At 61.6% G+C, this 24,048-nt stretch carries 20 protein-coding genes; 13 read left to right on the forward strand and 7 right to left on the reverse strand.

Annotated features, from left to right (window positions below):
• Window positions 1–22: 22 nt before the first annotated feature.
• Window positions 23–1,567 (reverse strand): type VI secretion system protein TssA, encoded by a 1,545-nt coding sequence (gene tssA, locus V8689_RS15835; RefSeq protein ID WP_056788153.1) that lies wholly within the window; start codon window positions 1,565–1,567, stop codon window positions 23–25.
• Window positions 1,568–2,035: 468 nt separating this feature from the next.
• On the opposite strand from tssA, the gene V8689_RS15840 reads away from it, so the two are divergent.
• The 13 genes from V8689_RS15840 to V8689_RS15900 all read left to right on the forward strand — a co-directional run bounded on the left by V8689_RS15840 (window position 2,036) and on the right by V8689_RS15900 (window position 18,935).
• Window positions 2,036–2,551, forward strand: a complete 516-nt coding sequence (locus V8689_RS15840) for an Hcp family type VI secretion system effector (RefSeq protein ID WP_056788150.1) — start codon at window positions 2,036–2,038, stop codon at window positions 2,549–2,551.
• Between the two features lie 754 nt (window positions 2,552–3,305).
• Window positions 3,306–3,800 (forward strand): DUF1543 domain-containing protein, encoded by a 495-nt coding sequence (locus tag V8689_RS15845; protein ID WP_056788147.1) that lies wholly within the window; start codon window positions 3,306–3,308, stop codon window positions 3,798–3,800.
• A gap of 108 nt (window positions 3,801–3,908) precedes the next feature.
• Entirely contained in the window at window positions 3,909–4,190 is a 282-nt protein-coding gene (locus tag V8689_RS15850) for a peptidylprolyl isomerase (RefSeq protein ID WP_003208024.1), read from the forward strand.
• 130 nt (window positions 4,191–4,320) lie between these two features.
• Complete coding sequence (locus tag V8689_RS15855) at window positions 4,321–6,180, forward strand: extracellular solute-binding protein (RefSeq protein ID WP_056788144.1); 1,860 nt, start codon at window positions 4,321–4,323, stop codon at window positions 6,178–6,180.
• Window positions 6,180–7,238 carry a microcin C ABC transporter permease YejB gene (locus V8689_RS15860; protein WP_056788142.1) on the forward strand — a complete coding sequence of 353 codons (1,059 nt, stop codon included), beginning with the start codon at window positions 6,180–6,182 and terminating at the stop codon, window positions 7,236–7,238. Before V8689_RS15855 ends, V8689_RS15860 begins: the two co-directional genes overlap by 1 nt.
• The gene (locus V8689_RS15865) at window positions 7,238–8,260 is read left to right on the forward strand and encodes an ABC transporter permease (protein ID WP_032896898.1); all 1,023 of its coding nucleotides are present in this window, start codon (window positions 7,238–7,240) and stop codon (window positions 8,258–8,260) included. Before V8689_RS15860 ends, V8689_RS15865 begins: the two co-directional genes overlap by 1 nt.
• 10 nt (window positions 8,261–8,270) lie before the next feature.
• Complete coding sequence (locus tag V8689_RS15870; protein ID WP_056788139.1) at window positions 8,271–9,842, forward strand: ABC transporter ATP-binding protein; 1,572 nt, start codon at window positions 8,271–8,273, stop codon at window positions 9,840–9,842.
• Window positions 9,843–9,999: 157 nt separating this feature from the next.
• Window positions 10,000–11,391, forward strand: a complete 1,392-nt coding sequence (locus tag V8689_RS15875) for a sigma-54 interaction domain-containing protein (protein WP_056788137.1) — start codon at window positions 10,000–10,002, stop codon at window positions 11,389–11,391.
• Between the two features lie 293 nt (window positions 11,392–11,684).
• Window positions 11,685–13,076, forward strand: coding sequence for a GntP family permease (locus V8689_RS15880; protein ID WP_003191810.1), 1,392 nt, complete (start codon window positions 11,685–11,687; stop codon window positions 13,074–13,076).
• Between the two features lie 7 nt (window positions 13,077–13,083).
• A complete protein-coding gene (locus V8689_RS15885) occupies window positions 13,084–13,857 on the forward strand; it encodes a 3-hydroxybutyrate dehydrogenase (protein WP_056788134.1) in 774 nt (257 codons plus the stop codon).
• Between the two features lie 127 nt (window positions 13,858–13,984).
• On the forward strand, window positions 13,985–15,940 hold the full coding sequence (locus V8689_RS15890; RefSeq protein ID WP_056788131.1) for an acetoacetate--CoA ligase: 1,956 nt from the start codon (window positions 13,985–13,987) through the stop codon (window positions 15,938–15,940).
• A gap of 138 nt (window positions 15,941–16,078) precedes the next feature.
• Window positions 16,079–18,616: a PAS domain-containing hybrid sensor histidine kinase/response regulator gene (locus V8689_RS15895; protein ID WP_056788130.1), complete on the forward strand. Its 2,538-nt coding sequence runs from the start codon at window positions 16,079–16,081 to the stop codon at window positions 18,614–18,616.
• Between the two features lie 43 nt (window positions 18,617–18,659).
• Window positions 18,660–18,935 (forward strand): peptidylprolyl isomerase, encoded by a 276-nt coding sequence (locus tag V8689_RS15900; protein ID WP_003174397.1) that lies wholly within the window; start codon window positions 18,660–18,662, stop codon window positions 18,933–18,935.
• A gap of 118 nt (window positions 18,936–19,053) precedes the next feature.
• Here the strand turns inward: V8689_RS15900 and V8689_RS15905 are convergent, their stop codons facing one another.
• The 6 genes from V8689_RS15905 to V8689_RS15930 all read right to left on the reverse strand — a co-directional run bounded on the left by V8689_RS15905 (window position 19,054) and on the right by V8689_RS15930 (window position 24,038).
• A complete protein-coding gene (locus V8689_RS15905; RefSeq protein ID WP_056788206.1) occupies window positions 19,054–19,962 on the reverse strand; it encodes a sugar kinase in 909 nt (302 codons plus the stop codon).
• A 128-nt stretch (window positions 19,963–20,090) separates the two neighbouring features.
• The gene (locus tag V8689_RS15910) at window positions 20,091–21,299 is read right to left on the reverse strand and encodes an amino acid deaminase (RefSeq protein WP_056788126.1); all 1,209 of its coding nucleotides are present in this window, start codon (window positions 21,297–21,299) and stop codon (window positions 20,091–20,093) included.
• Window positions 21,300–21,308: 9 nt separating this feature from the next.
• The gene (locus V8689_RS15915) at window positions 21,309–22,073 is read right to left on the reverse strand and encodes an IclR family transcriptional regulator (RefSeq protein WP_032896883.1); all 765 of its coding nucleotides are present in this window, start codon (window positions 22,071–22,073) and stop codon (window positions 21,309–21,311) included.
• A gap of 118 nt (window positions 22,074–22,191) precedes the next feature.
• Window positions 22,192–22,581, reverse strand: a complete 390-nt coding sequence (locus V8689_RS15920) for a RidA family protein (protein WP_003191822.1) — start codon at window positions 22,579–22,581, stop codon at window positions 22,192–22,194.
• Window positions 22,582–22,596: 15 nt separating this feature from the next.
• On the reverse strand, window positions 22,597–23,379 hold the full coding sequence (locus V8689_RS15925) for an amino acid ABC transporter ATP-binding protein (RefSeq protein ID WP_056788123.1): 783 nt from the start codon (window positions 23,377–23,379) through the stop codon (window positions 22,597–22,599).
• Window positions 23,376–24,038 carry an amino acid ABC transporter permease gene (locus V8689_RS15930; RefSeq protein ID WP_003191826.1) on the reverse strand — a complete coding sequence of 221 codons (663 nt, stop codon included), beginning with the start codon at window positions 24,036–24,038 and terminating at the stop codon, window positions 23,376–23,378. Before V8689_RS15930 ends, V8689_RS15925 begins: the two co-directional genes overlap by 4 nt.
• Window positions 24,039–24,048: the final 10 nt, after the last annotated feature.

Consider the following 24,048-nt stretch of genomic DNA (forward strand, 5'->3'; position numbering starts at 1 on the left):
GCTTTTCCTTTTTGATGAGGCACTATTCAAGTACTGCTTCCAGGTCGAAATGGCACAACCGGCGATGCAGGGTGTCTTTTGCGTCTTGTACGGATTGGTTTTGTGGCAACAGGTCGTAGCAGCGATACAGCAGATGGCCGACTTGCACGGCCAGCTCCGGCTCCCAGTTTTCCAGGCCCGTGCGCTGCAACTGCAGGTCGAGTTGTTCCAGCTGGATCCTGGCCAGGTCATGCTTGCCGGCCGCCACACACAACCTGGCCAGCGCCAGGTGCCAATGAAAGCGCGCTCGATCACCGCACGCCGCCCGCAGCCCTTGCTTGAGCACACCCACCGCAGCCTTGAGGCCGTCCTTGCGCAGGCAGGGCATCACCGCTTGCAACGCCGCTTCCCAAGGCTGGGCTACGCTGTCGACGACAACACTGGAGGGCTCGGGCTTGCGTACGTGACGCATCACGTGAAGCGCGATCCACTCGCTTGTCGCGGGGTCGGCAAAGGGTGTGCCGTCCTCGAACCGATACTCAGGCAGGTTCGGCAGGCGATGCAGCAGCAGAGCGAATTGCATTTCCAGTTCGGTCATGGCCAGCTCTGCGTACAAGGCCTCCAGGCACTCCCAGGCCATGCGCAACCCATCGAACCAGAACATCGCACCGGCCAGGCTGACCTCAAGCTCAAGCAACAGATCGGCGTAATGGCCTTGGCTGAAGCGGTCTTGATAGCGCTTGCGCTTGTCGCCAGCCAATGGGCGCAGCGCCGTGACCCGCTCACTATTGGCATCGGGATAATTGACGAGCATCAGCCACGCCAGAGTGCGGCCCAGGCGCAAGGCACGCGGGTCGGTGGCATCCTGACGCAACCACCAGGCACATAAAGGCCGAGCCTGCTCCTGCAATGCGCGCAGCCGTTTGTGCGCGTCTTTTTCGTTATTGAGCGGTTGCTCGGGCTCTAGCAGCGCAGTTCGCGTTGGCTTGACCTGCGCAATGACGCCCGCGACGCCGCCAGGTTCGGCTGTAGCCTGGGCCAAACGCGCCGACAGCTGCCGGCGAACCGGCAACAGCAACGGCGCCTCGCTGCCAAGCTGTTCGCCCCATAGCCGATCAAGACACTCCAAGTGTTCTAGAAGCGCTTGGCATAAAGGTCGTTGATCCTCGAGTGGGACGTTGTGCGCACACGCTTGTTCAAGGCGCGACACCAACCAGCCAAACGCCGCAATGCGGGTACGCAGCTTAACGGGATAAACCTGCGCCCAATGATGCTCGCAGAGTTCACGCAACACACCGAGCCCCGCCAGCAACCCAGCAAATGAATCACGCTGGTACAGGGCCCAGGTCAACCAGGCGGCGACGCGCAGATCCTTGGAATGCTCACGCAGAATGCCCTCACTGATTTCGCTGATCTTCTGCCAATCCGGCAGGCCCGCCCCATGAATGCAGTGCGCCTTGCCCAGCTCGGTTTCCAGCACCTCAAACTCGCTTGAGAAACGCATATCGCAGCCAACAAAACTACTTGGCGAACACGCTGTCCGTGCAAGGTCTAAGTAATAGGCATATTGCTTTTCTGAATAAACCATTTTCGGGCGCACACAACCATCCAAGGTAAAGTAGGCAAAATTAACGTCATTGTTAAACCGCCCTTTAACTTCCGCTCAAAACACATCGAAGTGAGCGAACCTTAGCCACGAAAAAAACAATCAGCAAGTAACAGAACGGAACTTAAGAAACATCCTACATCACCTGAAAATAAAGGCCTGCGCAGCTATTTGCGCAGCCAACCCAAGCGAAACCCATCATCCACAGCCTAAAACCATGCATTTACCAAACATATGACGTGAGCAACTAAATGCGCATATACGTGCAACTAATTACGCTAAAAACCACCCGCAGCACTACAGCAAACGCTCAATAAGGGACGCTGAGTCTTTTTCACCCTTATTTCATTGAGCCTCACACTTTCAGGCACGTTTCTTGTTATAGACCTCTACCCGCTCAGCGCTCTCGCTGCCCGGCAATACCTACTCAATCAGGCAAGGAAACCCGTCATGCCCACACCCGCGTACCTCTCCATCACCGGTGTCAAACAAGGTTTGATTACGGCAGGCACATTTACCCAGGACTCGGTAGGCAACATTTATCAGGAAGGCCATGAGGACCAGATTCTGGTACAGGCGTTTGCTCATCAGGTGATCATTCCCCGCGACCCGCAGTCGGGCCAGCCGACCGGTCAGCGCGTGCATAAACCGCTGATGATCAGCAAGGTTTTCGATAAATCCTCACCCTTGCTCTTCAGCGCCCTGACCACCGGTGAAGAAGTGTCCTGCCGCCTGGAATGGCTGCGCACCTCCTCGGCCGGAACCCAGGAGCACTACTTCACGATTGAACTGGAAGGCGCCACCATCGTCGACATCCAATCGCGCATGCCCAACTGCCAGGACCCAGAAAACGCCCACTTCACCCACCTGGAAGACGTGCACTTCACCTATCGCAAAATCATCTGGACTCACGAAGTCGCCGGAACGTCCGGCTCGGATGACTGGCGCAGCCCAGTGACGGGTTAACGGTAACCACGATGCGAAGCGAGCCGCTGTTGATCTTGATCTGCTTTTGATCTTAGGCGCCCCGTTAAACCACGCTGGCCGGAATTCGACAGGGATTTGGGGGGTAAACCGGCAGGGATGCCGGTTTAGCCGCCCCGCGCCATGGATGGCGCGTGGCGGCGGCCCCCCAAATCACTGGCGGATTACGGGCACACCGAGCCTAAGCGAGGTGCCGAGTGGTGGGGCAAGAGCCCTTTGGTTACTTTGGGGCTCTTTTCCAAAGTGACCCGCCGTCAGGCGGAACCCTAAGCGGCCGTTACCGCAGGAATGGATATGTACACAATCCAACTGTGTTGACTGGCAGGCCGCCTTCGCGAGCAAGCCCGCACAGTTTGATTGTGGGGTGTCAGATGGATAGGCGTCGGCTGGGAGGCCGTCATCGCAGGCAAGCCAGCTCCCACATTTGGACTGTGGGGTATCAGGTAGATAGGTGTTGGCTGGAAGGCCGCCATCGCAGGCAAGCCAGCTCCCACATTTGGATTGTGGGGTGTCAGGTGGATAGGCGTCGGCTGGGAGGCCGTCATCGCAGGCAAGCCAGCTCCCACATTTGGATCCTGGGGTGCCAGGTGGATAGGCGTCGGCTGGCAGGCCGTCTTCGCAGGCAAACCCACTCCCCCAGGCTCAGCGTCGCGACACACAGGCCCCATCACAACCGGACAAACCAGCTCAATCGCAGTATGGTTGCCCTCTCACCACTCCCCAGGAAACACCGGTAATGCTGTTTGTCGTCATGCTCGGGGGCAAGCACCCACGGGCCAGGATCGAAGTACACGATGTGGTATTCGCAGTGGCCGACACCCTGCAAGCCACCTACCCGCAATTACGCGACGCCTGGTTTGGCAGCCCCAAAGGCGTACACATCGATTCATGGATGGCCGTCGATGGCGTCGACGGCTGGAAGGTTGAACTGAGCCACCTGGCGCCCCACGGCGATGCGCCGCGCCTGTACTTCATCAACCTCGGCGGCTACGAGGCCAATAGCTTCGGCGAAGCCCATCACTACCTGCTGGTGGTCGCCCATCACAAACAGGAGGCCATGCGCAAAGGCAAGCAGCAGATGCTCAGCCACTGGTCCCAGGCCCACACCGACGCCGTGCTGGATATCGACGATTGCCTGCCCATCGACCTGGTGGACGGCCGCTATATTCACCTGGTGCAAGCGGCGCACCGACCGATCGTGCAGCGCAACGACTATCTCGTGCTGCCTTGAACCGGCAGGGTCTAAACAGTGGCGACTGAAAACCCAGTGGAACTTTGCCGAGAAATAACCGCCTGAATCCGGTACGCTCACCGTTTTTTACTCTAGGAGTTACTCACCATGGCCAAAGCCACCGCCCGTCACATCCTCGTTGCCACTGAAGACAAGTGCAACGAACTCAAAGCCCAAATCGAAGGCGGCGCTGATTTCGCAGAAGTCGCTAAAGCCAACTCCAGCTGCCCATCCAGCCGCCAAGGCGGTGACCTCGGTTCGTTCGGCCCAGGCCAGATGGTCAAGGAATTCGACACCGTGGTCTTCAGCGCCCCGGTCAACACCGTGCAAGGCCCGGTGAAGACTCAGTTCGGCTACCACCTGCTGGAAGTCACCAGCCGCCAGGATTGATTCAATCTGCGCTGATGCTATAAACAACGGCCCGCCCTTTGGTGGGCCGTTGTGCATCTGATGACTGGCGATGCCCAGGCCGTTAGCGTACAAATCCTTATTATTCTTTACCCGGCGCTCAAGGCTGATAATGCGATTGGCTTTTTCATCTCTGCTCTGTTCCACCCTGGCCTTGCTAATGGCCAGCACTGCGGTGATCGCGGCCCCGCAAACCTACTTGACGGTATACGGCGAGCCGGCCAAGTACGCCGAAGGTTTCAGCCATTTCGACTACGCCAACCCCAACGCCCCCAAGGGCGGCAGCCTGCGGCGTTCGGCGCTGGAGGTGGGGCGCTTTGACCATGTGCTGCCCTATATCGACAAAGGCATCGGCGTGTCCCAGGTCGACGGCTGGGTGTACGCGCCCTTGGCGTTGCGCTCGCTGGATGAGCCTTACACTGTCTATGGCCTGGTGGCGCAAAAGATGGAACGCGCAGGCGACGGCCTGTCGCTGCGCTTCTACCTGAACCCCAAGGCGCGTTTTGCCGATGGCACGCCCATTACCGCGCAAGACGTGCGCTACAGCTTTGACGTGTTGATGACCCAAGGCAGCCTGCGCTATCGCACGTTGTTTGCCGACGTCAAACACGTCGAAGTCGAAGGCGAACGTCAAGTGCGCTTTGACTTCTCCAGCAACGAAAACCGCACCCTGCCCCTGGATATCGCCACCTTGCCGGTGTTCCCCGAGCACTGGTGGAAGACCCGCGACTTTGCCAACGGCGGCGGCTACGAAGCTCCGCTGGGCAGCGGCCCTTACAAGGTCAGCAAGATCGACTCCGGCAGCACCATCACCTTCACCCGCGACCCCGACTGGTGGGGCAAGGACTTGCCGGTCAGCCGTGGCCTGTACAATTTCGATCACCTGAGCCTGGAATACTTCGGCGACACCGAAGTGGCACGCCAGGTGCTGCGCGGCGGCGCCTACGACTTCAACCGAGAGTTTTCCGCCACTGGTTACTCCATCGGCTACAACGGCCCGGCCCTGGACGATGGCCGCCTGCAGCGCGCGCACCTGGCCAAGGAGATGCCGCAGCCGGCCCAGGGCTATGTGTTCAATGTGCAAAAACCGATGTTCAAGGATCGCCGTGTGCGCCAGGCCCTGGCGATGCTTTGGGATTTTGAATGGGCCAACCGCCAGATGATGCGCAACCTGTACATCCGCCAGCAAAGCTATTTCTCCAATAGCCCGCTGGCCGCCAGCCAACTGCCCACCCCGGAAGAACTGGCGATCCTCGAACCCCTGCGCGGGCAGGTTCCCGACGAGGTGTTTACCCAGGTGTTCAAGGCCCCGGTCACCGACGGCAGCGGCATGATCCGCGATAAACAGCTGCAAGCCTTGGCCCTGCTGGAAGACGCCGGCTGGAAACCCGTGGGCGACAAACTCGTCAATGCCCAGGGCGAGCCGCTGGAATTCACCTTTCTGAATGTCCAGAACGGCCTTGAGCGCCTGTTGCTGCCCTACAAACGCAACCTGGCGCAGATCGGCATCACCCTGAATATCCGCCGCATCGACTCCTCGCAATACGTCAACCGGCTGATGGCCCGCGACTACGACATGATCGTCACGGGTTTCCCGGTCACCACCTCGCCCGGCATGGAGCTGTACAACTATTTCGGCTCTGCCGCCGCGTTCGATTCGGGCGCCAACAACTACATCGTGCTCAAGGACCCGGCCGTCGATACGCTGATCCATGGCCTGGTCAAGGCTGACACCCAGGCGAAGATGCTCACCTATGCCCACGCCCTGGACCGCGTACTGCAATGGAATTACCTGTGGATCCCCAACTATTACCCACCGGGCACCTCCGCCGCATGGTGGAACCGTTTCGGGCGCCCGGCCATCGAGGCGAAGAACGACGAAGCCCTGGAAACCTGGTGGGAAGTCAGCCCCACCCCGCTGACGAACGAACAAATGCAGGCTGAGTTGAAAAAACGCGGAGAGGCCCACTGATGTTTGCCTATATCGTACAGCGCCTGCTGCTGATCATCCCGACGCTGGTGATCATCCTGTTGGTGAACTTCGTGATCGTGCAGGCCGCGCCCGGCGGGCCGGTGGAGCAAGCCATCGCCCACTTGCAAGGCATTGGCGGCGGTGGTGTGGCGGGCGCATCCGGCGAAGGCATCAGCGGCTCGCGGGCCAGCCGCGGTCTGGACCCGAAGCTGATCAAGGACATCGAAAAACAATACGGCTTCGACAAATCCGCGCCGGAACGCCTGTGGTTGATGCTCAAGAACTACGCCCAGTTGGACTTCGGCAACAGTTTCTTCAGAGGCGCAACGGTAACTGACCTGATCCTGGAAAAGATGCCCGTCACCATTTCCCTCGGCCTGTGGGCCACGTTGATCACCTACCTGGTGTCGATCCCGCTGGGCATACGCAAGGCCGTGCGCCATGGTAGTAGCTTTGATATGTGGAGCAGCACGGCCATCGTCATCGGTTACGCGATGCCGGCGTTCCTGTTTGCGATGTTCCTGATCGTGGTGTTCGCTGGCGGTACCTCGCTGAACTGGTTCCCGGTACGCGGGCTGGTCTCGGAAAACTTCGCCGAACTGAGCACCGTGGGCAAGATCGCCGACTACTTCTGGCACCTGGTACTACCGGTCACGGCACTGGTGATCGGCGGGTTCGCCACCTTGACCATCCTCACCAAGAACTCGTTCCTCAATGAAATCACCCGCCAGTACGTGGTCACCGCCCGCGCCAAGGGCTTGAGCGAACGCCGGGTGCTGTACGGTCACGTGTTCCGCAATGCGATGTTGCTGGTGATCTCGGGGATTCCCCAGGCGTTTATCAGTGTGTTCTTTGCCGGCTCGCTGCTGATCGAGGTGATCTTCTCCCTCGATGGCCTGGGCCGCATGAGCTACGAAGCTGCCGTGTCCCGCGACTACCCGGTGGTGTTTGGCTCGCTGTTTATCTTCACCCTGTTCGGCCTCCTGATAAAACTCATCGGCGACCTTTGCTACACCCTGGTGGACCCGCGTATCGACTTCGCCGCGAGGAACGCCTGATGCTCAATCTCTCTCCCGTGGCCCGTCGGCGTTTCGAGCGTTTCAAGAAAAACAGGCGTGGCTGGTGGTCGCTGTGGCTGTTTATCGGCCTGTTCATACTGACCCTGGGTGGCGAGTTGATCGCCAATGACAAGCCGCTGGTGCTCAGTTTCAAGAACGAGCTGTATTTCCCGGTGTTCAAGCGCTACACCGAGCAGCAGTTCGGCGGGCAATTGCCGTTCCAGGCGGATTACCGCAGTGACTACGTGCAAAAGCTGATCAAGCAGGATGGCGGCTGGATGCTGTTCCCACCGATTCCGTTCAGCGATGACACGCCCAACTACGAACTCACCCGCCCTGCCCCGAGCCCGCCGTCGGCGGTGAACTGGCTGGGCACCGATGACCAGTCCCGCGATGTGTTGGCGCGGGTGATCTTCGGTGCACGGGTGTCGATCCTGTTTGCCCTGGCGCTGACCGCCATCAGCGCCGTCATCGGCATTGCCGCCGGGGCGTTGCAGGGGTACTACGGCGGCTGGGTGGACTTGCTCGGCCAACGCATCCTCGAGGTGTGGTCTGGCCTGCCGGTGCTGTACCTGCTGATTATCCTGTCGGGGTTTGTCGAGCCGAATTTCTGGTGGTTGCTGGGGATCATGGCGCTGTTTTCCTGGCTGGCCCTGGTGGACGTGGTGCGCGCCGAGTTCCTGCGCGGGCGCAACCTGGAATACGTCAAGGCCGCACGTGCCCTGGGTTTGGGCGACGGCAAGATCATTCGTCGGCACATCCTGCCCAACGCCATGACCGCGACCCTCAGCTATTTGCCGTTCATTTTGACCGGGGCGATTTCCACTTTGAGCGCCCTGGATTTCCTGGGCTTCGGCATGCCCGCCGGCAGCGCGTCCCTGGGCGAGCTGATCGGCCAGGGCAAGCAGAACCTGCAAGCGCCGTGGCTGGGGCTGACGGCGTTTTTCACCCTGGCGCTGATTCTGTCGTTGCTGGTGTTTATCGGCGAGGCACTGCGTGATGCCTTCGACCCCCGCTCATGAGTGACTGCGTATGAACCTGATCGAAATCCGCGACCTGTGCGTCGCTTTCAACGGCCAGACCGTCGTGCGCAACCTGAGCCTGGACGTGCGCCCCGGCGAGTGCTTGGCGCTGGTGGGCGAGTCGGGCTCGGGCAAGTCGGTGACGGCCCATTCGATCCTGCAACTGCTGCCGCAAGCCGGCACCGACACCCTGGGTTCGATCAAGTATCGCGGCCAGGAACTGATCGGCGCCTCACCAAGCACCCTGCAAAAATTGCGCGGCAACCGCATTGCCATGATCTTCCAGGAGCCGATGACCTCCCTGAACCCGCTGCACAGCATCGAAAAGCAGATCGGCGAAACCCTGCTGCTGCACAAGGGCCTGGGCGGCAAGGCGGCGCAGGCGCGTATCCTCGAACTGCTGGAGCTGGTGGGCATCCAGAAACCCCAGGAACGGCTCAAGGCCTACCCCCATCAATTATCTGGCGGCCAGCGCCAGCGGGTGATGATCGCCATGGCCCTGGCCTGCGAGCCCGAACTGTTGATTGCCGACGAGCCCACCACGGCGCTGGACGTGACAGTGCAGCGCAAGATCCTGTTGCTGCTCAAATCTTTGCAGCACCGTTTGGGCATGTCGCTGCTGTTGATCAGCCACGATCTGAACCTGGTGCGCAGTATCGCCCAGCGGGTTTGCGTGATGCGTGCCGGGGAAATCGTCGAGCAGGCCGACTGCCAGGCCCTGTTCACCGCACCGCAGCATCCCTACAGCCGCCTGCTGCTGGACGCCGAGCCCTCGGGCGATGTGCTGTGCAGCGAGCCGCGTGAGACGGTATTGGAAGCGAATGACCTGAGCGTGCAATTCCCTCTCGGCGGCGGGCTGTTCCGGGCCAAGACCTACCTGCGCGCGGTAGACGGCATCAGCCTCAGCGTGCAGCGCGGCAAAACTTTGGGGATTGTCGGTGAGTCCGGTTCCGGCAAGTCGACCCTGGGCCAGGCGATCCTGCGCTTGCTCGACTCCAGCGGCAGCATCCGCTTTCAGGGTGAGGCCCTTGACCCGCTCAACCATCAGCAGATGCGCCCATGGCGCAAGCAGATGCAGGTGGTGTTCCAGGACCCTTATGGCAGCCTCAGCCCACGCATGTCGGTGCAGCAGATCATCAGCGAGGGCCTGGAAGTGCACGCACCGTGCAGCCTGGCCGACCGCGAAGCGCAAGTGATCCAGGTGCTCAAGGACGTGGGGCTGGACCCCGCCAGCCGGCATCGTTACCCCCATGAGTTTTCCGGTGGCCAGCGCCAACGCATCGCCATTGCCCGCGCCCTGGTGCTCAAGCCCGCGCTGATGCTGCTCGACGAACCCACCTCGGCTTTGGACCGTACGGTGCAGAAACAAGTGGTGGCGCTGCTGCGCGAGCTGCAGGACAAATACGGGCTGACCTACCTGTTTATCAGCCATGACCTGGCGGTGGTGCGGGCCATGGCCCATGACATGATCGTGGTCAAGGATGGCAAGGTGGTGGAGCGTGGCGCGAGCCATGATGTGTTCGAATCGCCCCAACACCCGTACACCAAAGAACTGCTGGCAGCAGCCCACATCCCCTTGTGATGATTAACAGGATTTGAAATTGTTCCCACGCTCTGCGTGGGAACACAACCCGGGACGCTCCGCGTCGTGCCCTGGCCCTACGCCAAGTGACGCAGAGCGTCACGGTAGGCATTCCCACGCAGAGCGTGGGAACGATCATTAACAGGATTTTGTTTCCATGAGTACCAGCCTCAAGGATTACCAACAGGTTCGCGGCCTGGCCATCCAGTCGCTGTTTGAGATCATCGAGCAGTCAAGCGAAGGCACGGTCATCGTCGACCGCGATGCGAATATCGTGTGGATGAACGAGCGTTACGCCAAGCGTTTTGGCCTCAAGAGCGCCGACCAAGCCATCGGCCAGCCGTGCGAGCAGGTGATTTCCAACAGCCTGCTGCGCCAGGTGGTGCGCAATGACCGGCCGATCCTGCTGGACATCCAGGACACCCCCAAGGGCCCGCTGGTGGTGATGCGCCTGCCGATCCACGACGAGGCCGGGGCGGTAATCGGCGCGATTGGCTTTGCGCTGTTCGATGAACTGCGCAATCTGTCGCCACTGATCGAGCGCTACCTGAGCATGCAGCAGGAGCTGGCTTCCACCCGTTCGCTGCTGCGTTCGCGGCAGAGCAAGTACAACTTCGCGCACTTTATCGGCACCAGCGCCGCCAGCCTTGAGGTCAAGCGCCGGGCGCGGCGCAGTGCGAGTGCCGAGTCGCCGGTGTTGCTGCTCGGGGAAACCGGCACCGGCAAAGAGCTGCTCGCCCAGGCTATCCACGGCGCATCGCCCCGGGCGCACAAAGCCTTTGTGAGCATCAACAGCGCAGCGATTCCCCATGATCTGCTTGAAGCGGAATTCTTCGGCACCGCACCCGGTGCGTTTACCGGTGCCGACCGCAAGGGTCGCCCCGGCAAGTTCCAGATCGCCCAGGGCGGCACGTTGTTTCTTGATGAAATCGGCGATATGCCGCTGCCCCTGCAAAGCAAATTGCTGCGGGTGTTGCAGGAAAAGGAATTCGAACCGGTGGGTTCCAACGAGATGCTGCACAGCGACGTGCGGGTGATTGCCGCCACGTCCATGGACCTGGAAGCGGCGATCAAGCGTGGCGAGTTTCGCGCCGATCTGTACTACCGCCTCAACGTACTGCCTATCCAAGTGCCGCCGTTGCGTGAACGCCTGGAAGATATTCCAGCGTTGAGCGAGGCGATCCTTGAGGAGTTGCGCAGCCAGCACGAACTGGACCGCGATGCTCTGGCGCTGTTGGCCCAACATGCCTGGCCGGGCAATATCCGCGAGCTGCGCAATGTGCTGGAGCGGGCGGCGCTGTTGAGCGATGACCTGATGCTCAATGCCAACGACCTGCGCGCAGCGATTGGCACGTTCAGCCCGGTGCAACGGGGCGCGGTGGCGGCGGTCGAGGGTGAAACCTTTGCGGCGGCGCGGGAGCGGTTTGATCGGCAGGTGATTGCGGGGGCGCTCAAGGCCTGCGACGGGAATGTGGTGGAGGCAGCCAAGCGGTTGGGGCTTGGGCGGTCGACGTTGTATAAAAAAATGCTGGCGCTTGGACTCACTTAGTCTCAAATTAGAGACACCATTCCCAATATCAAGACACTCTTATGTGGGAGCTGGCTTGCCTGCGATAGCGTTCTAACAGTGCCCTACAAGCCAGCTGAACCACCGCTATCGCAGGCAAGCCAGCTCCCACAAGGATCTCCACTCGTCTCCAGATTGAGACTGCCGTCTCGAAAATCACTTTAAATCCATAATAAATCCATACATATCAACAAGTTATAAATATGGCACACATCTCGCTATAGCTCCCTCCCAAAGCCTCACCCACAACAATAACAATCCGATGGAGACACACCATGAGTGTGATCATTGCCCTGGCCGCGCTCGCGCTGCTGATGCTGGCCGCCTACCGTGGCTATAGCGTTATCCTGTTCGCCCCCATCGCCGCCCTTGGCGCCGTCCTGCTCACCGACCCCTCCGCCGTCGCCCCTGCCTTTACCGGGGTGTTCATGGAAAAGATGGTTGGTTTTATCAAACTGTATTTCCCGGTCTTCCTGCTCGGTGCGGTGTTCGGCAAGCTCATTGAGCTGTCGGGGTTTTCGCGCTCAATCGTCGCCGCTGCGATCCGCTTGCTCGGCACGCGCCAGGCGATGCTGGTGATTGTGCTGGTCTGCGCCCTGCTCACCTATGGCGGCGTGTCGCTGTTCGTGGTGGTGTTTGCGGTGTACCCGTTTGCCGCCGAGATGTTCCGCCAGAGCAATATCCCCAAGCGCCTGATCCCGGCAACCATCGCCCTCGGTGCGTTCTCGTTCACCATGGACGCCCTGCCCGGCACGCCGCAGATCCAGAACATCATCCCCAGTACCTTCTTCAACACCACCGCCTGGGCAGCGCCGTGGCTGGGGCTGATCGGCACGATCTTCGTGTTCTGCGCCGGCATGCTCTACCTCGCACGCCAGCGCAACAAGGCCCAGCGGGCCGGTGAAGGCTATGGCACCGAGTTGCGCAATGAGCCGGAAACCGCCGACAACTTGAGCCTGCCCAACCCGTGGCTCGCGCTGTCGCCGCTGATCCTGGTGGGGGTGATGAACCTGTTGTTCACCCACTGGATCCCGCAGTGGTACGGCAAGACCCACAGCCTCAGCCTGCCGGGCATGAGCGCGCCGGTGACCACCGAAATCGCCAAGCTCACTGCGATCTGGGCGGTGCAGGCGGCGTTGCTGGTGGGGATTATCGTGGTGCTGGTGTTCGGCTTTTCGGCGATCAAGAGCAAGCTGGCCGAAGGCAGTAAAAGCGCGGTAAGCGGTGCATTGCTGGCGGCGATGAACACCGCCTCGGAATATGGGTTTGGCGCCGTGATCGCCTCGCTGCCGGGCTTTCTGGTACTGGCGGACTGGCTCAAGGGCATCCCCAACCCGCTGGTCAACGAAGCGATCACCGTGACCTTGCTGGCCGGTATCACCGGCTCTGCTTCCGGCGGCATGAGCATCGCCCTCGCCGCGATGTCCGAGAGCTTTATTGCAGCCGCCCACGCGGCCAATATTCCCCTTGAGGTGCTGCACCGGGTCGCGGCCATGGCCAGCGGCGGCATGGACACCCTGCCCCACAACGGCGCGGTGATCACCCTGCTGGCGGTCACCGGGCTGACCCACCGCGAAGCCTACAAGGACATTTTTGGTATCACGATCATCAAGACCCTCGCGGTGTTCGTGGTGATCGGCACTTTCTACGCCACCGGCATTGTGTGAGGTTTTCATGACGACTTTGAATGGCAAGACCGCCCTGGTCACCGGTTCCACCAGCGGCATCGGCTTAGGCATTGCCCTGAGCCTGGCCAAGGCTGGGGCCAACCTGATTCTCAACGGCTTTGGCGACGCCAGCGCGGTGATCGCCCAGGTGCAGGCGTTTGGCGGCAAGGTCGGGCATCACCCGGCCGACGTCAGCGACCCCGCGCAGATCGCCGACATGCTCGCCTACGCCGAGCGCGAGTTCGGTGGCGTGGACATCCTGGTCAACAATGCTGGCATCCAGCATGTGGCGGCGGTGGAAGACTTTCCGGTGGAACGCTGGGACTCGATCATCGCCATCAACCTGTCCTCGGTGTTTCACAGCACTCGGCTGAGCTTGCCGGGCATGAAGGCCAAGGGATGGGGGCGCATCGTCAATATCGCCTCGGTGCACGGGCAAGTCGGCTCAGTGGGCAAGGCGGCGTATGTGGCGGCCAAGCATGGGGTGATCGGCCTCACCAAGGTGGTGGGCCTGGAAACCGCCACCAGCAATGTGACCTGCAACGCCATCTGCCCGGGCTGGGTGCTGACGCCGCTGGTGCAAAAGCAGATTGATGATCGGGTGGCCAGTGGGGTCGACCCACAGCAGGCACAGCAGGATCTACTGGCGGAGAAACAGCCGTCGCTGGAGTTTGTGACGCCGTCGCAGTTGGGCGAGCTGGTGTTGTTTTTGTGCAGCGAAGCCGGCGCTCAGGTGCGCGGCGCGGCCTGGAACATAGATGGTGGCTGGCTGGCCCAGTAAACCCGTGATGATCGTTCCCACGCTCTGCGTGGGAACGCAGACCGGGGCGCTCCGCGCCCCAAAAGCGGACGCAGAGCGTCCAGTCAGGCATTCCCACGCGGAGCGTGGGAACGAGAAGAGGCAGCTTATGTCCGACATCCTCTGGCAACCCTCCCCGGAACGCATCGCCAACACGCGCATGGACCAGTTCCGCCGCTTCATCAACCAACGCCACGGCGTGCAGCTCCACGACTACCCCGCCCTGCACCAATGGAGCATCGACCAGCGCCCGGACTTCTGGCAGGCGATTGTCGCGTTCTTCGACGTGCAGTTTCGCAGCCCGTCCAGCGTCACCCTGATCGAAGACATCGAGATGCCGAGCGCCCAATGGTTTCCCGGCGCCACCCTGAACTTTGCCGAACACCTGTTGCGCCGCCGCGATGATCACCCTGCTGTGGTAGCCATCAGCGAAGACGGCCAACGTGAACAGTTGAGCTATGCGCAACTGGCGGAACACGTGGCCGGCCTGCAAAAAAGCCTGCGGGCGGCCGGGGTCGGCATAGGTGACCGAGTGGCCGCCTGCATGCCCAACACCTGGCAAACCCTGGTTGGCATGCTCGCCACCACCAGCCTCGGCGCGATCTGGTCGTGCTCCTCGCCAGACTTCGGCACCCAGGGCGTCATCGACCGCTTCGGCCAGATCGAGCCCAAGGTGCTGATCACCTGCGCAGGCTACCGCTATGCCGGCAAGCGCATCGACCAGAGCGCCAAGCTCAATGAAATCCTTGAACGCCTGCCCTCCCTGCAACAGCTGATCATCGTGCCTTACGCCAAGCCCGAGGCTAAGGCTGGGGACTACACCACCCACGCCCACGTCGCGCTGTGGGACGACTTCTACAAAGCCTGCGGCGAACCCGAATTTGTCGCGGTGCCGTTCGATCACCCGCTGTATATCCTCTATTCCAGCGGCACCACCGGCATCCCCAAGTGCATCATCCATGGCACGGGCGGCGTATTGCTGACGCACCTGAAGGAACACGGCCTGCATGCCGACCTGAACCGCGAGGACTGCCTGTTCTACTACACCACCTGCGGCTGGATGATGTGGAACTGGCTGGTGTCGGTGCTGGCGATCGGCGCCACCGCGGTACTGTACGACGGCTCGCCGTTCCACCCCGGCCCCGAACGCTTGCTCGACCTGATCGATGCGGAAAAAATCAGCGTGTTCGGCACCAGCCCCAAATTCCTCGCCACCCTGGAAAAATCCGGGTTGCAGCCGCGCCTGAGCCACGATTTGGGCAGCCTCAAAGGCCTGATTTCCACTGGCTCGCCACTGTCGCCCCAGAGTTACGACTACGTGTACCGCGAGATCAAGGCTGAGCTGTGCCTGTCGTCGATGTCCGGCGGAACCGATATCGTCTCCTGCTTTGTGATCGGCAACCCTGTGCTGCCGGTGCGGCGCGGTGAGATGCAATGCAAGAGCCTGGCCATGGCCATCGAAGTGTGGGACGACCAGGGTCGACCCCTGATAGGAGAGAAAGGCGAACTGGTGTGCACCCGGCACTTCCCGGCCATGCCCATCGGGTTGTGGAACGACCCGCAGCAGCAAAAACTGCGCGCTTCGTATTTCAGCCAGTTCCCCGGCGTGTGGGCCCAGGGCGACTATGCCGAGCAACGCGCCAACGGCAGCCTGTTGATTCATGGGCGTTCCGACGCGGTGCTCAACCCCGGCGGCGTGCGTATTGGCACCGCCGAGATTTATCGCCAGGTGGAAAAAATCCCGCAGGTGCTGGAGAGCCTCGCCATCGGTCAACGTTGGCAGGACGACGTGCGCGTGGTGCTGTTTGTACGCCTGGAGAACGGGATCGAACTGGATGAGGCGCTGCAGCAGCAGATCCGCCAGGTGATTCGCGCCAACACCACACCGCGCCACGTGCCGACGAAGATCCTCGCTGTCACGGATATCCCCCGCACCATCAGCGGCAAAATCGTCGAATTGGCGGTGCGCAATGTGGTGCATGGCGAACCGGTTAAAAACACCGATGCCCTGGCCAACCCCCAGGCGCTGGAGCAATTTCGCGACAGGGCTGAGCTGGCCGATTAGATGAAAGGTTTCAGCGCTGATGCAGCGTTTTGAAGAAAAACCCTCAAGGCGTGCTATTTTTCGGGGGTAGTCACCCGTTGTCTTTCCTTGGGACAATGGGTGTTGTCATTTTTCAAAGCGTCATGCTCAGGGCTTTTTATGAATGGAACATCCACCGGTAGCGAAGCCGCTGCGTTGATCAAGCGGCTGGACTGGGCACAAAGCCCGCTCGGTGAGGCCAGTGAGTGGCCGCAAAGCCTGCGCACTGCCGTCGATATCGTCGTGCATTCGCCCATGCCGATGGTGCTGCTGTGGGGCCCGCAGCTCACGCAACTCTATAACGATGGCTTTGCCCAACTGATAGGCAGCAAGCACCCCGGCGCCCTGGGCCAGCCGGCGCACCACACCTGGCCGGAGCTCGAAAGCTTCGCCGCGCCGGTCTACGACGCCGTGCTCGGCGGCCAGGTGCGCACCTTCAGCGAGCAACGCTTTGTGCTGCACCGCCAGGGCTGCGATACCGAAATCTGGCTGGACCTGACCTACAGCCCGGTGCGCGATGAAAGCTGCCAGGTGGCCGGCATCTTGGTCACGGCCATTGAAACCAATGAACGGCGCAGCAAAACCCTCGAACTGCAACAGCGTTCCGAAGCAAGCCTCAAGGCCCAGCACAACACCGAGCAACGCCTGCAACTCGCATTGGCAGCCACCGACGCGGTGGGCACCTGGGATTGGGATATCGGTGAAGACCGCTTCATTGCCGACGCCCATTTCGCCTACCTGCATGGCGTCGACCCCGACGATTCAAGCCTGCTGCCTATCAGCGCTTACCTGCACGGCGTGCACCCCGAAGACCGGGGCACGGTGACGCGCAGCATCAAGCATTGCATCACCCACGGCACCGAATACGCCGAGGAATACCGCCTGCAGCAAGCCGATGGCCAGGTGCGCTGGGTATTCGCCCGTGGCCGCTGCTACAAGGATCATCACGGCCGGCCGGCGCGGTTCCTCGGCGCCGCACTGGACCTCACCGAGCGCAAAAACACCGAGCAGGCCTTGCGCCAGAGCCAGACCGAGCTGCAACTGATCATCAACGCCATGCCGGTGTTGATCGGCTACGTTGACCACGACCAGCGCTTTCGCCTCAACAACAGCGCTTACCTGGAGTGGTACGGCAAGACGCCCCAGGAACTGTACGGCAAGACCATCCGCGAAGTGCTCGGCGACGAGGTGTATGCCGGGCGCGCAGACAAGATCGCCGCCGCGCTCAAGGGCAAGGCGTGCAGCTTCATGACAGTGACGCCTCATCGCGATGGCCGCCCGCGCCATGCGTTGATGAAGTACCTGCCGCGCTTTAGCAGTGACGGCTCGGTGAATGGTTTCTACATCTTTGTGATCGACGAGACCGAACGCAAGCTCACCGAAGAAGCCCTGCGCCACCTCAACGAGAACCTTGAAGAACGCGTGGCCCAGCGCACCCAGGCGCTGGCCGAAGCCAACCAGCGCCTGCAAAACGAAATGTTCGAGCGCGAACGTGCCGAAGATGCCCTGCGCCATGCGCAGAAGATGGAAGCGGTCGGTCAACTCACCGGCGGTATCGCCCATGACTTCAACAATATGCTCACCGGCATCATCGGCAGCCTCGACCTGATGCAGCGCTATATTGCCGCCGGGCGCAGCGACGATATTGGCCGTTTTGCCGATGCTGCCGTGTCCTCCGCCCACCGTGCGGCCGCCCTCACCCATCGGCTGCTGGCGTTCTCGCGGCGCCAGTCGCTGGACCGTCGCCCCACCGACCCCAACCAACTGGTGGCGTCCCTGGAAGACCTGTTCCGACGCACCAAGGGCGCGCATATCGAGCTCAAGGTCCAACTGGGCAAGGACATCTGGCCGGTGAACACCGACGCCAGCCAATTAGAAAACGCCCTGCTCAACCTGGTGATCAACGCCCGCGACGCCATGCCCGACGGCGGTGAGTTGCTGATCGAAACCGCCAACAGCTACCTGGACGGCACCGACATCACCACCCTGGAACCGGTCAAGGCCGGCGACTATGTGATGCTCGGCGTGAGCGACAACGGCAGCGGCATGGCGCCGAAAATCCTAGCCAAGGCGTTCGACCCGTTCTTCACCACCAAGCCCATCGGCCAAGGCACGGGCCTTGGGTTGTCGATGATCTACGGCTTTGCCCAGCAGTCCGGCGGCCACGTCACCATCCAGAGCGAACCCGGCCAGGGCACCTGCGTGCGCCTGTACCTGCCGCGTTTGTATGGCACGGCGCTGGAAAGCAGCCTGCCCACCAGCCTGACCGAAGCCCCCGTGGCCCTGGCCGGTGAAGCGGTGGTAGTGGTCGAGGACGACCCGGCGGTGCGCATGCTGGTGGTCAATGTACTCGATGAACTGGGCTACACCGCGCACCAGGCGGCGGATGCGCGTGCGGCGCTGCCGTTGCTGGAGTCGGATTTGCGTGTGGACCTGTTGGTGACCGACGTCGGCCTGCCCGGCATGAACGGCCGGCAACTGGCGGAAATCGCCCGCCAGCATCGCCCCGGCCTGCGCGTGCTGTTCATGACCGGTTATGCCGAGAAAGCCGCCGAGCGCCAGGGGTTCCTGGAAGACGGCATGGACATGGTCGCCAAGCCTTTTTCCATTGACCTGTTGGCCAACAAAATCCGTAGCATGATCGGCGTCGAGGCCTGAGTTCAGGCATAATCGCGCGCCGTCGCACAGCTGGTAGAGCCCCATGAAAGCCCAAGCCCGTCATATCCTGGTGAAAACCAGCGAAGAAGCCGAACAACTCAAGCAGCGCATTGCCAAGGGCGAAGCCTTTGATGTGCTGGCCAAGAAGTACTCCACCTGCCCCTCGGGCAAGCGCGGCGGTGACCTGGGCGAAGTGCGGCCCGGGCAGATGGTGGGGGCCATTGATGCGGTGATCTTCAAGAAACCGGTGAAGGTGGTGCACGGGCCGATCAAGAGCAAGTTTGGCTATCACCTGGTGCAGGTTTTTTACCGGGATTGATGGGGCTGCCTCCGATCGTTCCCACGCTCTGCGTGGGAATGCCTCACTGGACGCTCTGCGTCCACTTCTGGGACGCGGAGCGTCCCGGGCTGCCTTCCCACGCAGAGCGTGGGAACGATCAGTGACGGGGGATTAGAGCCCCCGGCACCTGAATCACCCGGCTCGCCAACCGATGCCCCGCCATAGCGGCTTCTTGCGGCGAGCCACCCTTGAGCCGGCAGGCCAAATACGCCGCGCTGAACGAATCCCCCGCCGCCGTGGTGTCCACCACCTTCTCCACCTTCAATGCCGGCACCGCAAAGCGCTCGCCCGCGCAACGAATCAGACAGGCATCTGCTCCGCGCTTGAGCACCACTTCTGCAATCGACGGGTACGCCGTAAACACCTGCTCGCTAGCCTCATAGCCAAACAACGCGCGTTCGTCATCCTCGGTGAGCAAGGCAATGTCCACCTCGGCCAACACCCTGCGATACGCCTCACGGGCCGTTTGCACATCGGCCCACAGCCGCGGCCGGTAATTGTTATCGAACACCACCTTGGCGCCGCGCTGGCGGGCGTCGATCAGTGCCTGCAGTAAGCGCTCACGTCCGATATCTCCCAGCACCGCCAGGGTAATACCGCTCAAATACACCACGTCATAGCTCGGCAAGGCCGCCAGGACCGGCTCGGCGGCCGGCGTGGTGAAACAGTCGCGCACGGCCGCTTCGTTGCGCCAGTAGAGGAATTTACGTTCGCCCTGGGCGTCAGTCTGGATGCAGTACAAGCCCGGCAGGCGCCCAGGCATGCGCTGGACCATCCCCAGGCCAAGGCCTTCGGCGTGCCAATGCTCACACATGGCATCGCTGAAGCTGTCATCGCCCAGGGCGGTGACGTAGTCAACGCTGCCGATTTCGCCCAACTCACGGCGCAGGTACACCGCGGTGTTCAGGGTGTCACCGCCGAAGCCCTGGTGCAGGCTGCCATCGGCGCGGTGTTGCAGTTCGATCATGCATTCGCCGATGAGGGCGATGCGGGGGTGGGTGTTCATGGCAAAGTTCTCAGGTGTGCTGGAGGGCCCCATCGCGGGCAAGCCCGACTCCCACATTCGACTGCATTCCTTCAGTTAAAACGCGGTCATTGTGGGAGCTGGCTTGCCTGCGATAGCCGCGACGCGGTCTAGAAGCAGGTACGCAGAGACTCAACCACCTGCAACTGCTCATCCACCAGGCAGCCCACCTGCCACTTGTCAAAGGTCAGGCAAGGGTGGGACGTACCAAACGAAATAATGTCGCCAATGCGCAATTGCACCCCCGGCGCCACGGTCATGAACGCATGCTGGTCCATCACCGCCGTGACCTTGCACCCGCTCACATCATCACCTTGCGCCGGCACGATCCCGGCCTTGTAGCGCTTGAGCGGCACCGGCAAACCGGCGTCGTAGGCCACGTCGCGCTTGCCCAGGGCGATCACCGCAAAACCCGGCTCCGGCAGCGACTGCACGTGTGCCCAGACTTCCATTGCCGGGCGCAGGCCCTCGTTGAGGTCGCTGCGGCGTTCGAGTACGCAGCACTGCGCTTCTTTGTAGATGCCATGGTCGTGGGCCACGTAACTGCCAGGGCGTAACACGCTGAGGAAGCGGCCGGCGGCGTTCTGCGTTTCGAACGACTCGGCGATCAGGTCGTACCAGGCCGAGCCCGATGCGGTGATGATCGGCTTGGGCAGGTCGAACAGGCCGCTGTCTTGCAGCTCGACCGCCAGGCTCACCAGGCTGGCGGCGAAGGCGCGAATGCCACTGATGGCGTGCTCGCCGTGGATCACGCCTTCGTAACCCTCGATACCGGTGAGGGCTAACGCCGGCTGGGCCTGGATCGCCTTGGCCAGCTCACGCACCTCTTGCTCGCTGCGGCAGCCGCACCGGCCACCGACCACGCCGTACTCGATCATCACGTTGAGGCGCTGGCCACGGGCGGCGAAGAACAGGCCCAGGTCGGCGACGTTGTCCGGGTGATCGACCATGCAATGGAAGTCAAAATCCTTATCGGCCAGCAGGTCGGCGATCAAGGCCATGTTCGGCGCGCCCACCAACTGGTTGGCCATCAGCACACGACGCAAGCCGCTGGCGTAGGCGGCGCGGGTCTGCACGGCGGTAGCCAGGGTGATGCCCCAGGCCCCGGCCGCGATCTGGCGCTGGAACAACGCGGGCATCATGCTGGTCTTGCCGTGGGGCGCCAGCTCGGCGCCGCTGCTGCGGACAAAGTCCTGCATCCAGCGGATGTTATGTTCCAGGGCGTCACGGTGCAGCACCAGGGCCGGCAGGCTGACATCGCGAACCACATGGGCACCGACGGCGGCGGCACCTTTTTCAACGGCATTGAGGGCAGACATGGAAAACTCCTATTCGTTGATTCGCCGGGCCAGGCTGTTGGCGCTGTCGATCAGTACCCGGCGATAGTCGTGGTAGTTTTTGCTGGCATCGGCCCGGGGGGCGACGATGCACAGGGTCGCGATGCTGATGCCCTGGGCATCGCGCACCGGGGCGGCAAAGCAGTGGGTGAAGGTGTCGGCCACACTGTCGAAGGAGAAGAACCCCTCCAGGCTGGCCTGGCGGATCTGCGCCAGGAAAGTGTCCAGCGGCAAGCGCAGGCCATCCGGCAGGATGAAATCGTCGGGGTCGATCAGGTCGACGATCTGCTGATCGCTCAAATGCCCCAGCAACAAGCGTCCCGAGGCAGTCCACGGAATGGGCGCGTTTTCACCGATGTCCGAAGAAATACGGAAATGCCGCTGGCCCTCGCGCATCAGCGCCACCGTGTATTTGCGCCCGTTGAGCAGGCACATCTGCGCGGTTTCGTGGGTCTGGCTGACAATCTCCTGCAAGGCGTGGTCGGCCTCGCGGGTCAGGTCGAAGTGGCGCAAGTGTGCCTGGCCGAGGAAATACAGCTGGCGGCCCAGGTACACGTGGCCGTCCTTGCCCACGGTCTCCAGGATGCGCCGCTCCAGCAACGACGCCACCAGTTCGTAGACCGTGGATTTGGGGCTGCCAATGCCGCTGGCAATATCATTCGGGCGCAGGGGCTGGCCGATTTCCTTGAGAAAATCGAGGATATCGAACGCACGGTCCAGGCCTTTGGCGCGGCGTTTGATGGTGTCTTCGGTCATGGCAGTACTCGGTCCCGTTCCAGATGATCGTTCCCACGCTCTGCGTGGGAATGCATGCGGTGACGCTCTGCGTCACCAGAGCGGACAGTATTCCCACGCAGAGCGTGGGAATGATCAGTTAGGCCTTTTTCTTGTAGGCCACGCAATCGATCTCGACCTTGCAATCGACCATCATGTTGGCCTGCACACAGGCGCGCGCCGGGGCGTGTTCCGGGGTGAAGTATTCGCCGAACACCTTGTTGAAACTCCAGAAGTCCCGTGGGTCTTCCAGCCATACGCCCACCCGCACCACGTCCTTGAGCTCGTAGCCGGCTTCTTCGAGGATCGCCACCACGTTGCGCATCGTCTGGCGGGTTTGCTCGATGATGCCACCATTGATGATTTCACCATCCACCGCAGGCACCTGGCCCGACACGTACAGCCAGCCATCGGCTTCCACGGCGCGGGCGAACGGACGTGGCTGGCCGCCACCTGCGGTGCTGCCGGTGCCGTAACGAGTAATGCTCATAAAAGTTGCTCCTTGTTAAAAACGAATGTTCTTGAGAAATTCCGCCAGGCGCGGCGACTGCGGCCGTTCGAAGATGTCCTTCGCGCTGCCCTGCTCTTCAATGCGGCCCTGATTCATGAAGACGATCTGGTCCGAGACTTCATAGGCAAAGCGCATCTCGTGAGTGACCAGCAACATGGTCATGCCCTCCTCCGCCAGCCCCTTGATCACGCTGAGCACTTCGCCCACCAACTCGGGGTCGAGGGCCGAGGTGACTTCGTCGAACAACATCAGGCTGGGGTTCATGGCAATGGCGCGGGCAATGGCCACGCGCTGTTGCTGGCCGCCGGACAGTTGGCCGGGAAAGTGATTGCGGCGCTCCAGCAGGCCGACACGGTCCAACCATTTTTCTGCCAGGGCTACCGCTTCATCCTTGCCCATTTTCTTGACCTTGAGCAAGCCGAGGGTAACGTTGTGCAGCGCGGTCAGGTGCGGGAACAGGTTGAATTGCTGGAACGCCATGCCGGTCATTGCGCGGTGCTGGGCGATCACCCGCTCCGGGTGGCGTACGCGCTTGCCGCCGACATCGCTGTAGCCGATGGACTCGCCGTCCAGGGTGATCTGCCCGCCCTGGAACTCCTCCAGCAGATTCACGCAGCGCAGCAAAGTGGTCTTGCCCGAACCGCTGGAGCCGATCAACGTCACCACATTGCCGCGCTGCATGGACAGGTCGACACCCTTGAGCACTTCCACCTGGCCGTATTGTTTACGCAGGCCGCGAATGTCCAGCAGCGCTGGGTTGGTTTGAGCTTGGTTCATGGCAAGGCCACCCGCTTTTCAATGTAGCGCCCGAATAATTCGATGGCGTAGTTGATGACAAAGAACAGAAACCCGGCGAACAGGTAGAACTCCAGGGTCATGAAGGTGCGCGCGATCACCTGCTGGGTACTGAGCAGCAATTCCGCCACGCCGATCACCGACAGTAACGTGGAAGCCTTGACGATTTCCGTGGAGGAATTGACCCAGGTCGGCAAGATCTGCCGCAGTGCCTGGGGCAACAGCACGTAGCCCAGGGACTGATAAAACGTCAGGCCAATGGCCTTACCCGCTTCCAGTTGCCCACGGGGAATGGCTTGCAGCGCGCCGCGCACGATTTCCGATACATGGGAGCCACAGAACAAGGTCAGCCCGACCGCACCGGCCTGGAACGCACTGATTTGCCAGCCCAGGGCCGGCAGCATGTAGAAACACGCCAACACCAGCACAAACACCGGCGTGCCACGGATCAAATCGACGTACAGACGGAACGGCGCGCGCATCCAGAATTTGCCGTAGGTCAGGATCAACCCGGCGACGATGCCGATCAGGGTGCCAAAGATAATCGCCAGCGCCGAGACCGCCACACTGGCCTGGAAGCCAGCCCAAAGGGTCTCGCGGGCGATCCACAATTCATGCAGCCAACTGGGGGATTCGTACATGGGGACCCTT

The organism is Pseudomonas sp. AK181 (assembly GCF_051122975.1).
GTDB lineage: Bacteria > Pseudomonadota > Gammaproteobacteria > Pseudomonadales > Pseudomonadaceae > Aquipseudomonas > Aquipseudomonas lactis.